This is a genomic window from Geodermatophilus sp. SYSU D00691 (genome assembly GCF_054050275.1).
Map to the genome: position 1 here is coordinate 1 of NZ_JBJGYZ010000068.1, position 13,365 is coordinate 13,365.

13 protein-coding genes are annotated in these 13,365 nt (G+C 75.4%); 9 read left to right on the plus strand and 4 right to left on the minus strand.

The window, feature by feature from the left end:
* Nucleotides 1–104 precede the first annotated feature (104 nt).
* Nucleotides 105–1,496: a glutamate decarboxylase gene (locus tag ACI797_RS27425; RefSeq protein ID WP_456863910.1), complete on the minus strand. Its 1,392-nt coding sequence runs from the start codon at nucleotides 1,494–1,496 to the stop codon at nucleotides 105–107.
* 113 nt (nucleotides 1,497–1,609) lie between these two features.
* Between ACI797_RS27425 and ACI797_RS27430 the strand changes: the two genes are divergently transcribed.
* Nucleotides 1,610–2,257, plus strand: a complete 648-nt coding sequence (locus ACI797_RS27430) for a hypothetical protein (RefSeq protein WP_456863913.1) — start codon at nucleotides 1,610–1,612, stop codon at nucleotides 2,255–2,257.
* A gap of 32 nt (nucleotides 2,258–2,289) precedes the next feature.
* Entirely contained in the window at nucleotides 2,290–3,132 is an 843-nt protein-coding gene (locus ACI797_RS27435) for a class II glutamine amidotransferase (RefSeq protein ID WP_456863916.1), read from the plus strand.
* A gap of 9 nt (nucleotides 3,133–3,141) precedes the next feature.
* Here the strand turns inward: ACI797_RS27435 and ACI797_RS27440 are convergent, their stop codons facing one another.
* Nucleotides 3,142–4,155: an AraC family transcriptional regulator gene (locus ACI797_RS27440; RefSeq protein WP_456863919.1), complete on the minus strand. Its 1,014-nt coding sequence runs from the start codon at nucleotides 4,153–4,155 to the stop codon at nucleotides 3,142–3,144.
* A 208-nt stretch (nucleotides 4,156–4,363) separates the two neighbouring features.
* Between ACI797_RS27440 and ACI797_RS27445 the strand changes: the two genes are divergently transcribed.
* The 7 genes from ACI797_RS27445 to ACI797_RS27475 all read left to right on the plus strand — a co-directional run bounded on the left by ACI797_RS27445 (nucleotide 4,364) and on the right by ACI797_RS27475 (nucleotide 10,918).
* A complete protein-coding gene (locus ACI797_RS27445; protein ID WP_456863922.1) occupies nucleotides 4,364–5,347 on the plus strand; it encodes a quinone oxidoreductase family protein in 984 nt (327 codons plus the stop codon).
* A gap of 34 nt (nucleotides 5,348–5,381) precedes the next feature.
* Complete coding sequence (locus tag ACI797_RS27450; RefSeq protein WP_456863925.1) at nucleotides 5,382–6,296, plus strand: TauD/TfdA dioxygenase family protein; 915 nt, start codon at nucleotides 5,382–5,384, stop codon at nucleotides 6,294–6,296.
* 32 nt (nucleotides 6,297–6,328) lie between these two features.
* Complete coding sequence (locus ACI797_RS27455) at nucleotides 6,329–7,381, plus strand: 3-keto-5-aminohexanoate cleavage protein (RefSeq protein ID WP_456863928.1); 1,053 nt, start codon at nucleotides 6,329–6,331, stop codon at nucleotides 7,379–7,381.
* Nucleotides 7,382–7,531: 150 nt separating this feature from the next.
* Nucleotides 7,532–8,845 carry an MFS transporter gene (locus ACI797_RS27460; protein ID WP_456863931.1) on the plus strand — a complete coding sequence of 438 codons (1,314 nt, stop codon included), beginning with the start codon at nucleotides 7,532–7,534 and terminating at the stop codon, nucleotides 8,843–8,845.
* Entirely contained in the window at nucleotides 8,842–9,420 is a 579-nt protein-coding gene (locus ACI797_RS27465) for an RBBP9/YdeN family alpha/beta hydrolase (RefSeq protein ID WP_456863935.1), read from the plus strand. The genes ACI797_RS27460 and ACI797_RS27465 overlap by 4 nt, the downstream gene beginning before the upstream one ends.
* The gene (locus ACI797_RS27470; RefSeq protein WP_456863938.1) at nucleotides 9,417–10,457 is read left to right on the plus strand and encodes a YeiH family protein; all 1,041 of its coding nucleotides are present in this window, start codon (nucleotides 9,417–9,419) and stop codon (nucleotides 10,455–10,457) included. Before ACI797_RS27465 ends, ACI797_RS27470 begins: the two co-directional genes overlap by 4 nt.
* An 83-nt stretch (nucleotides 10,458–10,540) precedes the next feature.
* Nucleotides 10,541–10,918, plus strand: a complete 378-nt coding sequence (locus ACI797_RS27475; RefSeq protein ID WP_456863941.1) for a PLDc N-terminal domain-containing protein — start codon at nucleotides 10,541–10,543, stop codon at nucleotides 10,916–10,918.
* Between the two features lie 7 nt (nucleotides 10,919–10,925).
* On the opposite strand, the gene ACI797_RS27480 is transcribed toward ACI797_RS27475, so the two are convergent.
* Both ACI797_RS27480 and ACI797_RS27485 read right to left on the minus strand, forming a co-directional pair.
* Nucleotides 10,926–11,417: a hypothetical protein gene (locus ACI797_RS27480; protein ID WP_456863944.1), complete on the minus strand. Its 492-nt coding sequence runs from the start codon at nucleotides 11,415–11,417 to the stop codon at nucleotides 10,926–10,928.
* Between the two features lie 9 nt (nucleotides 11,418–11,426).
* Nucleotides 11,427–13,235 carry an alpha/beta-hydrolase family protein gene (locus ACI797_RS27485; protein WP_456863947.1) on the minus strand — a complete coding sequence of 603 codons (1,809 nt, stop codon included), beginning with the start codon at nucleotides 13,233–13,235 and terminating at the stop codon, nucleotides 11,427–11,429.
* Between the last annotated feature and the right edge of the window lie 130 nt (nucleotides 13,236–13,365).

Below are 13,365 nucleotides of genomic sequence, written 5' to 3' on the forward strand. Positions count from 1 at the left end.
GGCCGGCGGCCGCCCCGCCCCCGGCCCCCCCCGCGGCCCCCCCGCCCCCCCCCCCCCCCCCCCCGCCCCCCCCCGGCCCCCCCCCCCCCCCCCCCCGCTGCTGCTCAGTGGTGGAAGCCGCTCGGCCGGGCGGCCTGCGCCGCGTCGCCGGCAAGCCCCTCCAGCCGGTCGACGACGCGGCCGACGTCGCGCAGGAACAGCTCGGCCATGTCGTGGCTGAAACCGTTGCGCACCACGATCCGCAGGACGGCGAGGTCGTCGCGCTTGGGCGGCATCGTGTAGGCCGGGACCAGCCACCCGTGCTCGCGCAGCGCCCGGGAGACCTCGAACACGTCGTAGGCCGTGACCCCGTCGGCCATGCGCACGGTCACCACCGGCAGGTCACGGCCGTCGAAGACCACCTCGAACTGCGGCATCGCGCCCAGGGTGCGGGCGACGTGCACGGCGACGTCCTGGCAGGTCTGCTGGACCAGCCGGTACCCCTCGCGGCCCAGCCGGAGGAACTGGAAGTACTGCAGGACGACCTGGGCGCCGGGCCGGGAGAAGTTGAGCGCGAACGTCGGCATGTCCCCGCCCAGGTAGTTCACGTGGAAGACGAGGTCCTCGGGCAGGTGCTCCGCCGAGCGCCACAGCACCCAGCCGATGCCGGGGTACACCAGGCCGAACTTGTGGCCGGAGGCCTGGATCGACACCACCCGCTCCAGCCGGAAGTCCCAGACCAGGTCGGGCTGCAGGAACGGTGCGACGAAACCGCCCGAGGCGGCGTCGACGTGCACCGGCACCGACACCCCGCTCGTCGCCTCGTACCGGTCCAGCGCGGCGCAGATCTCCTGCACCGGCTCGTAGCTGCCGTCCATGGTCGAGCCCAGGATCGCCACGACGCCGATCGTGTTCTCGTCGACGTGCTCGAGCAGGCGGTCGGCGGTCAGGTGCAGCACGTCGCCCTCGAGCGGCACGTACCGCGGCTCGACGTCCCAGTAGTTGGCGAACTTCTCCCAGACGACCTGCACGTTGGCGCCCATGACCAGGTTCGGCCGGTCCGCGGGGCGGCCGGCCGCGCGGCGGGCCTGCTGCCACCGGCGCTTCATGGCCAGCCCCGCGAGCATGCAGCCCTCGGAGCTGCCGGTGGTCGACGTCCCGACGCTCTCGACGGCGTCCGGCACGTTCCACAGGTCGCCGATCATGCGCACGCAGCGGGCCTCGATGTCCGCCGTCTGCGGGTACTCGTCCTTGTCGACCATGTTCTTGTCGGCGGTGACCTGGTACAGGCGGTCGGCCTCCTCGTCCATCCACGTGGTGACGAAGGTGGCGAGGTTGAACCGCGCGTTGCCGTCGAGCATCACCTCGTCCAGGACGATCTGGTAGGCCGTCTCCGGCAGCATCGGCCCCTCGGGCATCCGCTCCCGGGGCACCTGCACCATCCCGGCCCGGGTGAACCGGGGGAGGAGGTCGCGGTCGCCGTCCTCGACCGCCTGCCGGCTCCTGTACACGCCCATCGCGCACCGTCCTCTGCTCGGAAGAGGTGGCCACGCTCCCCGGCCGGGCCGTCCGGCGGCCTCACCCGACGGGGATGACGCCGGGCCACCGGTCGCGCTGGTGCGATCGGGCGATGGCGGCGCGCGAGCGGTGGATGGCGGTCGCGTTCGCGCTCGGGTCGGTCTGCTTCCTGGTCGGCCCCTTCCCGGGCTACCTGCAGCTGGTCGGCCCGACCGCCGACGCGATCACCTTCTTCGCGGGCTCGGTGCTGTTCACGCTCGGCGGCGGGCTGCAGACCTGGCTGGCCGCCCCCCGGCGCCGCGAGCCGGGCGCCGGGCGGGCCGCCTGGTGGACGGCGGTGGTCCAGTCGCTCGGGACGCTGTTCTTCAACGTGACGACGTTCCGCGCGCTGCAGACGGCGGTCGAGGACCCGGCGTACGACCGGCTGGTCTGGCGCCCCGACGCCTTCGGCTCCGTCTGCTTCCTGGTGTCGGGGCTGATCGCCTACCGGGCGTCGGCGCGCCGCGGTCTGCTGCCGCGGCGCGGCGGCCGCGGGTGGTGGCAGCCGGCGGTGAACCTCCTCGGCTGCGTGCTGTTCGCCGTCGCCGCGGTCGCCGGCTACGTCGTCCCGGACACCGGGTCGGTGCTCGACCTGGCCGCCGCCAACTGGACCACCGCGGCCGGCGCCGCCTGCTTCCTGGCCTGCGCGCTCGGGGTGCTGGTCACGGCCGGATTCATCCGGGCGGGACGACGCCGGGAGCACGCTGCCCACCTGGGATGACACCGGCACCCCACGACCACCGGAGGTCCCCCATGTGCCGATGGATCGCCTACACCGGCTCCCCGGTCCTGGTGGAGGACCTGCTGTACGCACCGGAGAACTCCCTGATCGTGCAGAGCCTGCGTGCCCGGCTCGGCGTCGAGCCGACCAACGGCGACGGCTTCGGCGTCGGCTGGTACGACGACCGCGAGCTGCCCGGGCTGTTCCGCAGCACCGAGCCGGCCTGGAACGACCGCAACCTGCGCGAGGTCGCCGGGCACATCCGCTCGCCGATGGTGCTGGCGCACGTACGAGCCTCGACGGGGACGCCGGTGCAGCTGACCAACTGCCACCCGTTCCGCCACGGGCGCTGGTTGTGGATGCACAACGGGGCCATCAGCCGCTTCGCCGCCGTCAAGCGGGAGCTCGCGCTGGCGGTGGACCCGGAGCTGTTCGCGAGCATCGAGGGCTCGACCGACTCGGAGCTCTTCTTCCACCTCGCCCTGACCTTCGGGCTGCAGCAGGACCCGCCGGCGGCGGTCGCCCGCGCGGTGGGGCTCATCGAGGAGACCGGCCGGCGCCACGGCGAGCCGTTCCCGATCCAGATGACGGTCGCGACGACCGACGGCGAGACCCTGTGGGCCTTCCGGTACTCGACCGAGGGCCGGTCGCGGTCGCTGTTCCACAGCACCGACGTCGCGACCCTGCGGCACCAGTACCCGGACAACCCGGTGCTGCACCGGATCTCCGACGACGCCCGGATGGTCGTGTCCGAGCCGATGGGAGACCTCCGCGGGGCGTGGCGCGAGGTGCCCGAGTCCAGCTGCGTCGTCGTCCGGCACGGGCAGGAGGAGATCCGCCCGTTCACGCCGTCGGTCCTCCAGCCGGCCGGCTGAGCCCGCGCCTCAGGGCGCGGCCGGTGGCCGCGCCGTGGCCCGCCACTGCGTCGGGCTGACGCCGAACCGCTGCCGGAACCAGCGGGAGAACGCGCTCGGCGAGGTGAACCCGAGCAGCTGGGAGACGTCGGTGAGCGTGTAGCGCTCGGTCTGGAGGTGGCGCTCGGCCAGCGCCTCGCGGGTGCGGTGCACGACCTCCGAGAACGAGGCGCCCTCCGCGGCCAGGTGCCGGTGCAGGGTCCGCGGCGTCACGCCCAGAGCTCGGGCGACCTGCGTGGTCGAGCACCGCCCGAGCGGCAGGAGCATCTCGACCAGTTCCCGCACCCGGCCGGTCACGCCCTCCGCACGGGGGTCGCCGAGCGCCTGCAGGAACTGCTCGGCGTAGGGCCGCAGCAGGGGGTCGGCCGCCCGGTTGGCCGAGGACAGCTCGGCGGCGTGCAGCACCAGCCCGGTGAACGCGTGCCCGAACTGCAGCCGCGGGCCGAACACCGCCCGGTGGGTGGCCGGCGACGCCGGGGCGGCGTGGGTGAAGCACACCGACAGCGGCTCCCAGTGCGGGCCGACGAGCTCGCGCACGATGCCGTGCAGCGCCGCCGTGGCCAGCTCCAGCGACTGGCGGGTCGGTGCCGGCTCGGCGAACTCGAACCAGAGCCGGATGGCCGCCAGGTCGGCGGACTCCTCCAGGCGCAGCCGCAGCGCCTCGTTGTAGCTGTGCTCGTAGCGGGTCAGCAGCCCCAGCGCGCTGCGCAGGTCGGGCTCCTGGCGCAGCACCACGCTCAGCGGGCCCAGGGTCGCCAGCCGTCGCAGGCCGGCCAGGCGCAGGCCGAAGTCCTCCAGCCCCGACTGCTGCGCCGACCGCTCGAGCAGCCGCGCGACCGCGGCCGCCGGCACCCACTTGTCGGGGACGGCGAGGTCGGCGACGGCGAGTCCGACCCCCGCCAGCAGGCGCGCCGGATCGAGACCGGACGAGCGCGCCAGCCCGACGTAGCCGTCGAGGGTCGCGCACCGCACGCTCGGCCGCACCGCTGCCGCTCCTCGCCCTCGGTGTCCTGAACCGTCACGGGAGCTGTCCGGATCGGTACAGCCCCGGCATGTGGCCGCTGCCACAGTAGGACCCGTCGACGAGAGCGGGGAACCGCTCTCTCCCCGCGGCCGGCCGACGGCCGTCGCGACGTCCCCCGCAGCCGCCCCGGAGCGCGCTGCGCGCTGCCCCGACGAAGGAGATCCGCCCATGGCGAAGGGCATCCGCTTCCACGAGACCGGCGGTCCGGAGGTGCTGCGCTGGGAGTCGCTCCCGGTGGGCGAGCCGGGCCCGGGCGAGGTGCGGGTGCGCCACCTCGCCGTCGGCCTCAACTTCGCCGACGTCTACTTCCGCACCGGCCTGTACCCCGCCGCCCTGCCGGCCGGCATGGGCGTCGAGGCGGCCGGGGTCGTCGAGGCCGTCGGCCCCGGCGTGACCGGGTTCGCCGAGGGCGACCGGGTCACCTACACCGGCAGCCCGCTGGGTGCGTACAGCACCGAGCGCGTGCTGGACGCCGCGCACCTGGTCCGGCTGCCCGACGCCATCCCGTTCGAGACGGCCGCGGCGATGACCATGCGCGGCCTGACGACGGCCTACCTGCTGCGCCGGATCGCGCCCCTGCGGCCGGGCGACACCGTGCTGCTGCACGCCGCGGCCGGCGGGGTCGGCCTCCTGTTCTGCCAGTGGGCGGCCCTGCTCGGCATCCGCGTGATCGGCACCGTCTCCACCGACGACAAGGCCGCGGTCGCCCGGGCGCACGGCTGCTGGGAGACCGTCGTCCACACGCGCGAGGACGTCGCCGCCCGGGTCCGCGAGCTCACCGACGGCGCCGGCGTCCCGGTCGTCTACGACAGCATCGGGCGGACCACCGTCCCGGCCTCCCTCGACTCGTTGGCGCGGCGCGGACTGCTCGTCTGCTTCGGCACCGCGTCGGGCCCGGTCCCACCGATCGACGCGGTGCAGCTCGCGGTCAAGGGCTCGCTGTTCGTCACCCGCCCCGCCCTCGCCGACTACATCGCCGACCCGGCCGAGCGCGCGGACCTGGCCGGCGAGCTCTTCGGCCACGTCGCGGCCGGCCGCATCCGGGTGCCGATCGGCCGGCGCTACGCCCTCGACGACGCCGTCCGGGCGCACCGCGACCTCGAGTCCGGCCGCGGCGTCGGCGCCTCGGTCTTCGTCGTCGAGAACTCCTGACCCCTCCCGTCCCCACCCCCAAGGAGAGATCCCCGTGCCCACCGTCTTCGCCAGCGCCGTCGACGACCGCTTCCCGTCGTTCACCGTCGGGGCCCGGTCGATCGAGGTCGTCCCGCTGACCGCCACCATCGGTGCCGAGCTCCGCTCGGTCAGCCTCGCCGAGGCCTCGCGCGACGACGCGCTCTTCGCCGAGCTGCGGGAGCTGCTGCTGCGCTACAAGGTGCTGTTCGTCCGCGACCAGGACATCACCCGCGCCGAGCACGTCGCCCTCGCCGAGCGGTTCGGGCCGCTGGAGGACCACCCCGTGGCCGGCAGCGACCCCGACCACCCCGGGCTGGTCCGCATCTACAAGGACCTCGACAGCCCGCCCGAGCACTACGAGAACGCCTTCCACTGCGACGCCACCTGGCGGGAGACCGCCCCGATGGGCTCGGTGCTGCGCTGCGTCGAGACGCCGCCGGTCGGCGGCGACACGATCTGGGTGGACATGGCCGCCGCCTACCGGCGCCTGCCGGAGCACGTCAAGCAGCGGATCGCCGGCCTGCGCGCCCGGCACAGCATCGAGGCCAGCTTCGGTGCCGCCATGCCCGACGAGCAGCGCCGCGCCCTGCACGCGCGGTTCCCCGACGCCGAGCACCCGGTCGTGCGCACCCACCCCGAGACCGGCGAGGAGATCCTCTTCGTCAACGCGTTCACCACGCACCTCGTCAACTGGCACCGGCCGGAGAACGTGCGGTTCGGGTTCGACTACTCGCCGGGCGCCAGCGAGCTCCTCAACTACCTGATCCGGCAGGCCGCCGTCCCCGAGTACCAGGTGCGCTGGCGGTGGACGCGCAACAGCTTCGCCATCTGGGACAACCGCTCGACCCAGCACTACGCCGTCCAGGACTACTGGCCCGCCGTCCGCCGCATGGAGCGCGCCGGGATCGCCGGCACCCCTTCCGCCTGAACCGCCCCGACCTGCAGAGAGGACCCCTCCCGATGTACTTCCTCGACGACTCCCTCTTCCCGGAGAACCAGGAGAAGCTCGTCATCACCGCGGCCCCCTACGGGCCCGAGTGGGAGCCCGCCGACTTCCCCGAGGACATCCCGCTGACCATGGACCAGCACGTCCAGCAGGCCGTGGACTGCTGGAACGCCGGCGCCACCGTGCTGCACATCCACGTGCGCGAGCTCGACGGCAAGGGCTCCAAGCGGCTCTCGCAGTTCAACACCCTGCTCGCCCGGCTGCGCGAGGCCGTGCCGGAGATGATCCTGCAGGTCGGCGGCTCGATCTCGTTCGCCCCCGAGGGCGACGGCGCCGACGCGAAGTGGCTCGACGACGACACCCGGCACATGCTCGCCGAGCTCGACCCGAAGCCCGACCAGGTGACCATCGCGATCAACACCTCGCAGATGAACATCGTCGAGCTGATGACCGAGTCGGACATCGCGGGCACGTCGTTCCAGCGGCCGGAGCTGTACGAGACCTACCGCAACATGGAGGTGCCGGCCGGCCCCGCGTGGGTCGAGGAGCACCTGCGCCGGCTGACCGCCCGGGGCATCCAGCCGCACTTCCAGCTGGCCCACTCCGCGCAGCTGGAGACGGTGGAGCGGCTGGTCCGCCGGGGCGTCTACACCGGCCCGCTCAACATCACCTGGGTGGCGATCGGCGGCGGCTTCGACGGCCCGAACCCGTACACGATGATGGAGTTCATCCGGCGGGTCCCGGACGGCGCGTCGCTGACGCTGGAGAGCATCCAGCGCAACGTGCTGCCGATCAACGCGATGGCCATCGCGCTGGGCCTGCACACCCGCTGCGGCAACGAGGACACGCTGTGGCGCAAGCCCGGCGAGAAGATCACCTCGGTGGCCGCCATCGAGCAGCTGGTCCGCATCACCCGGGAGCTCGGCCGCGAGGTCGCGAGCGGCAAGGAAGCGCGCGAGATCTACAAGCTCGACGAGCACTGGGGCAGCGCCGACGAGGCGCTGGCGAAGCTCGGCTACCCGCCCAACCGCAAGCCGGGCCAGGTCGGCTTCCTGCACCACGCCTGACCTCCGGGTCCCGCGGTCTCCGGACCGCTCGCGGCGGGCGCCCCTTCCCTCCGGCGCCCGCCGCGCCATCGTCGATCCGAACGACGGGTTCGAGGTCGACCCCATCCCCTGCCGGAATCCGGCACCGGCTCGTCGCATCGGAGCGCCGACATGGCCACAGTGGCCTCGCACGACCTGGTCGCCGACCAGGCACCACCCTCGACCCGGGCCCGCCGGGTCTTCCCCTGGATCGTCTTCGCCCTCACCTTCGCCCTGCTGCTCTCGGACTACATGTCCCGGCAGGTCCTCTCCGCCGTCTTCCCCTTCCTCAAGGCCGAGTGGGCGCTCACCGACACCCAGCTCGGCAGCCTCACCAGCGTCGTCGCGCTCACCGTGGGCGTGCTCGCCGTGCCGCTGTCCCTGCTGGCCGACCGGTGGGGGAGGGTCCGGGCGATCGTCCTCATGGCGGTCGTCTGGAGCCTGGCCACCGCGGCGTCCGCGATCGCGGCCGGCTACGGCGAGCTCATGCTGTCCCGCCTGTTCATCGGCGTGGGCGAGGCCGCGTACGGCAGCGTCGGGCTGGCCGTCGTCCTCGCCGTCTTCCCCGCGTACCGGCGATCGACGTTCACCGGCGCCTTCATGGCCGGAGGCTCCTTCGGGTCGGTCCTCGGTGTCGCCCTGGGCGGCGCGCTCGCCGTCCAGTTCGGCTGGCGCTGGTCGTTCGCCGCGATGGCCATCCTCGGCCTGGTCCTGGTCGTCGCCTACCGGGCGCTGATCAGCGACAAGAAGCTCGAGGCGCACCGGGTCCGCGAGGTCGCCGACGGCGAGCCGGTGTCGGCCCCCGGTGGCCGGGCCAGGCTGCGCACCCTGTTCTCCACCCCGTCGGTGGTCGCCGCCTACGTCGGCAGCGGCCTCCAGCTGTTCATCGCCGGCTCGCTGTTCGCCTGGCTGCCCAGCTTCCTGGGCCGTGCCTACGGCCTGCCGCCGGACCGGGCCGCCGCCGTCGCCGCGGTCGCCATCCTGCTCATGGGCGTCGGCATGATCGTCTGCGGTGTCGTCACCGACCGGCTCAGCCGGACGGTCGCCGTCCGCAAGTGGACGACGGCCATGGTCTACACGGCCACCTCGCTGGTCTGCCTGGGCGTCGGCTTCGCCCTGCCGCCGGGCGCCGGCCAGCTGCTGCTGCTGGCGATCGGGGTCTTCTTCGCGGCCGGCACCTCCGGCCCGGCCGGGGCGATGGTCGCCAACCTGACCCACGAGTCGATCCGCGCCACGGCGCTGGGCACGCTCACGCTGGCCAACAACCTGCTCGGACTCGCCGCGGGTCCGCTGGTCACGGGCATCCTGGCCGACCGGTTCGGCCTGGTCGGCGCCATGAAGATCGTCCCGGTCGCGGCCGTCGGCGCGCTGGTCGCCCTCCTGATCGGCCGCCGGTTCTACGGGCGCAGCCTCGCCAAGGTCGACGCCCAGGCGGTGTCCCGGTGACCGGCGCGACCGTCGTCCTGGTGCCCGGCCTGCGGGGGCACGTCGAGGACCACTGGCAGACGCGGCTGGCCGCGACGCTGCCCGGCGCCGTGCACCTGCCGCCGCTGGGCCGCACCGAGCCCAGCCTGTCGGCGCGGGTGACCCAGCTCGACCGGGCGGTGCGCGCGGCGGCCGGCCCGGTGGTGCTGGTCGCGCACAGCGCCGGCGCGCTGGTCGCCGTGCACTGGGCGGCCTGGTACCGCGGCGGGGAGGTGGCCGGCGCCCTGCTGGCCACCCCACCGGCCCTCGCCACCGAGCTACCGCCGGGGTACCCCTCGATCCGCGAGCTGCGCGGCGCGGGGTGGCTGCCGGTCCCGCGGCTGCCGCTGCCGTTCCCGAGCACCGTCGCGGCGAGCAGCGACGACCCGCTCGGCAACCCGGTGCGGCTGCGCGGCCTCGCGGCGGCCTGGGGCAGCCGGTGGCACGACCTCGGCGCCGTCGGCCACCTGAACCCCGACTCGGGGTTCGGCGAGTGGCCGGAGGCGGCCGAGCTGGTCGGGCAGCTCATCGGCGAGCGGGACCTGGTCCGCGCATGACCGCCGTCGAGACCGGGCGTCCGGTCGAGGTCACCCCGGCCGCCGGGGAGGCAGCGCCGCCCCGCCGGTGGCCGGGGCTGCTCGCGGCCGCGCTCGGGCTCGGCGCGGCGCTCCTCCTGCACCGGCTCGTCCCGGTGGTCGGCGTCCTCACCTGGGCCGTCGCCCTGGGCATGGTCGCCGGCAACGCGGGGCTCCTGCCCGCCGCCGCGGGCGGCGCGCTCGGTCGGCTCACCAAGCGGCTGCTGCGCTCGGGCGTCGTCCTGCTCGGCTTCTCGGTGTCCTTCGCCTCGATCGCCGCCCTCGGCGCCGGCACCGTCGTCCTGGTGGCCGGCACGCTGGTGGCCACGCTCGTGGTCACGACCTGGCTGGGCAACCGGGCCCGGCTCGGCCGGGCCCGCAGCCTGCTGCTGGGCACCGGCTTCGCCATCTGCGGCGCCTCGGCGATCGCGGCCATGGAGGAGACCGCCCGCGGCGACGAGGAGGACGTCGCGGTCGGCGTCGCGATGGTCACCCTCTTCGGGACGGCGGCGATGCTGCTGCTCCCCCTGCTGCGGCACCCGCTCGGCCTCGACGACGTGCAGTTCGGCGTCTGGGCCGGCGCGAGCATCCAGGAGGTGGGCCAGGTCGTGGCCGCGGCGGGTGCCGGCGGGGCCGCGGTGGTGGCGGTGGCGGTCGCGGTCAAGCTGACCCGGGTGCTGCTGCTGGCCCCGGTTGTCGCCGTGGTGAGCGCCCGGCGCCGGATGACCGCCGAGGGTGCCGCGCCGGGCGGCCGGCGGCCCCCGCTCGTGCCGCTGTTCGTGCTGGGCTTCGTCGCCTGCGCCGCGCTGCGCAGCACCGGCCTCGTGCCGGCGGGCGCGCTCGCCGTCCTCGGGCACGTGCAGGTGGCCGTGCTCGGCGCCGCGCTGTTCGGCATGGGGGCCGGTGTGCGGCTGGCCGCCGTCTGCCGGGGCGCCGGCCGGGCGTTCGCCGTCGCGGCCGTCTCCACGGTGTTCGTCACCGCCGTCCCGCTGGCCGGGGTCCTGCTCCTGGCGAGCTGACCGGCGTCACCCGCCCGGGACGATGCGGGCGGCCGGTCCCGGGTGCACGCTGCCGCCACGGGACCGGACGACGGAGGTGCGCCGTGATCGCCGCCGCGGACGACGGGGCGGGCTACCCGCTGATGGAGGTCCTCTGGACCATCGTGCTGTTCTTCGCCTTCGCCCTCGTGGTGTGGCTGCTCGTCACGGTGCTCTCCGACGTGTTCCGCCGCGAGGGCATGAGGACCTGGCAGCGGGTGGCCTGGACGGTGCTGGTCTTCGTCCTCCCGCTGCTCGGGTCCCTGGCCTACCTGGTGGTGCGCAGCCGCGCCGAGGGCGAGGAGGCCCTGGGCCGGTGGGGTGCGACGCAGCTGCGCCTGGACGCCCACACCCGGGCGGTCACCGGCGACGGCCAGTACCACGGGCTGCGCGACGAGGCGGCCCGTGACCGGGCGATGAGCGGACCGATCCGCCCGGCCTGAGCGCCGGTCAGTGCACCAGCGCCTTGAGCGCGATCAGCGCGGCGCCCACCAGCGCGACCGAGGCACCGCGGACCACCGCCCGCGTCCGCGTGGCGCCGGCGAAGCGGGCCGCCCAGTAGCCGTAGAAGCCGATCAGCCCCAGCCCGCTCCACTTGGCGACCGTGAACGCGGTGGCGGTCCCGAAGACGCCCAGCGCGGCGAGCAGGAAGAAGACCGCGGGGAAGGCGACGCCGAACGCGACCGAGCCGGCGTCCTCGGCCATGTGGCCCAGCTGCGCCCGGGTGACCGGCCGGCGGCTGCTCGTCTCGGCCCCGACGACCTCGCTGAAGACCTCGGCCAGCGCGACCGCCACCGCCGTCCCCACGAGGTAGGCGATCACCGCGCCGGCCCGCGGGGGGTGGGCCTCCAGGGCCACGACGAGCGCGAGCCCGATGATCGCGCCGTAGACGACCTTGGTCACCTGGCGGGACCCGAGGTGCTCCTGCAGACCGGTCCGCATGCCGCCGCCTCAGGCCGGCGCCCCGGCGAACAGCCGCTCGCGCACGCTCTCGCGCAGCCGCAGCGCCTCCTCGACGCGGTCCAGCTGCTCGGCGGTCGCCGGCAGCCCGTACACCGCGGCCAGCACCCGCGGCAGGTCGGCGCGGTAGTCGTGCGCCCAGGCCCGGTAGGGCCCGGGGACCTGCGCGTTCTTCATGTCCACGAGGCTCTGGAAGAAGGTCGTGACCGGCCGCCAGCGCAGGCCGGGCGGGATGCCGCGCGGACTGCCGTCGGCGACGAGTTCCGGGCGCGGCCGGTCGGGGCCCAGCCACGCCGGGGGTGACCACAGCAGGTCGGGCCCGAACCGGGTCACCCCGTCGTTGTCGTGGCTGAGCAGCACGTAGCGCGGCCGCGGTCGCAGCGCCTCCAGCTGGGCGGCGTCGTTGACGACGGCGACCCGCTCGCGGTCGACGTCGAGCCGGTCCGCGCCGGTCACCTGGTGCATCCAGCCGCTGCCGTAGGGGGTGCCGATCCACAGCGCGCGGTCGATGCCGAGCGCCTCCAGGCCCAGCGTGCCCCAGTGCAGGAAGACGTCCTGGCTGGTGTGCGCCCCGAGGCTCTCCCCGAACAGGACCACGCGCGGTCGCGCGGCGCGCTCCCGCACCCGCTCCAGGACGCGCAGCCACAGGAGCCGGTTCTGCTCGCGGGCGCCGGCCACCATGCCCAGCGACAGCGGCGACGGGCGCCGCGAGTACTGCATGGTCACGGTCGCGACGTCGCCGAGCGCCAGGTACTGGAGCGCCGCGACGGCGACGTAGTTGACGTAGCCGGTGCCGGTGGGGGAGACCAGCACCAGCAGCGACCGGTCGAAGGCGCTCGTGCGCTCCAGCTCGGCCAGCGCCAGGTCGACCCGCTCGCGCGCCGTGGGCGCGCTGTCCAGCCCGACGTAGACCTGCACCGGCGCGGCGCGGGCCGGCGTCCCCATCACCGTCTCGACGGACAGGTCGGGGGTGCCGTCCGGGCGGGTGGGCAGCGGCTCGGGACGCACGGTGGCCAGCGCGTGCCGGCGCCCCTCCCGGCCCAGGCTCGCCCAGGGGACGACGCTGCCCGGCCCGCCGCTGACCGTCGCCGGGACCCAGCGCTCCGCCTCGTCCCGCTCGAGCACGGGGACGTCGGCGGAGGTACCCGCCTCGATCCGGCGCATCGCCCGGTGCCACAGCGCCGACGCGCCCGCCGCGAGCCCGGCCAGGCTGCCGGCGTGCCCGGCCGCGCGCCACAACCCGGCCGGTCCGGGGAGCACGGCGGCCAGCCGCCGGCCGGCCAGGTCGGCGAGCGCGTGCTCGCCGTAGCCGCCGGCGGTCAGGCCGCCCACCACGCCGCCGGCGACCAGCAGCGAGCGCAGGGCCGGGGGCACGTCGGCCCGGCCAAGGACGTCGTCGCCGGCCTGCGGACGCCGGCGGTCGAGCAGGTACGACAGCGCGAGGCCCACGGGGACCGCCAGCGGCACCGCGGCCAGGCGGCCGGCCAGCCCCAGCCGGGCGTCCAGGGCCCGGGTCCCGGCCTGGGCCGCGCGGAGGGCGGCACCGGCGAGCCCGGTGGCGCCGCTGCGCCAGGCGACCTGCCGGGCCGCGCCGCGCAGCAGCGGGTCCCCGGGCCGGGGCGGCAGCGCACGCATCACGGCCAGCCCGAGCGGGACCGCGGCGCAGTCCACGGCCAGCGCGACGGCGCGCCGCCGGGCGGGAGGCGCGTCGTCGCCCGCGAGGAAGCCCGCCGCCGCGGTCAGCGCCTCGCCGGTGGCGACCGACAGCAGGTACTGCACACCCGTGGCCAGACCGGTCACCAGGCCCTGGTCGAGCGCGCTGCGGGAGGACAGCGACGGGGCGAAGGTGCTCGGGGCGGGGGGGGGGGGGGGGGGGGGGGGGGGGGGGGGGGGGGGGGGGGGGGGGGGGGGGGGGGGGGGGGGGGGGGGG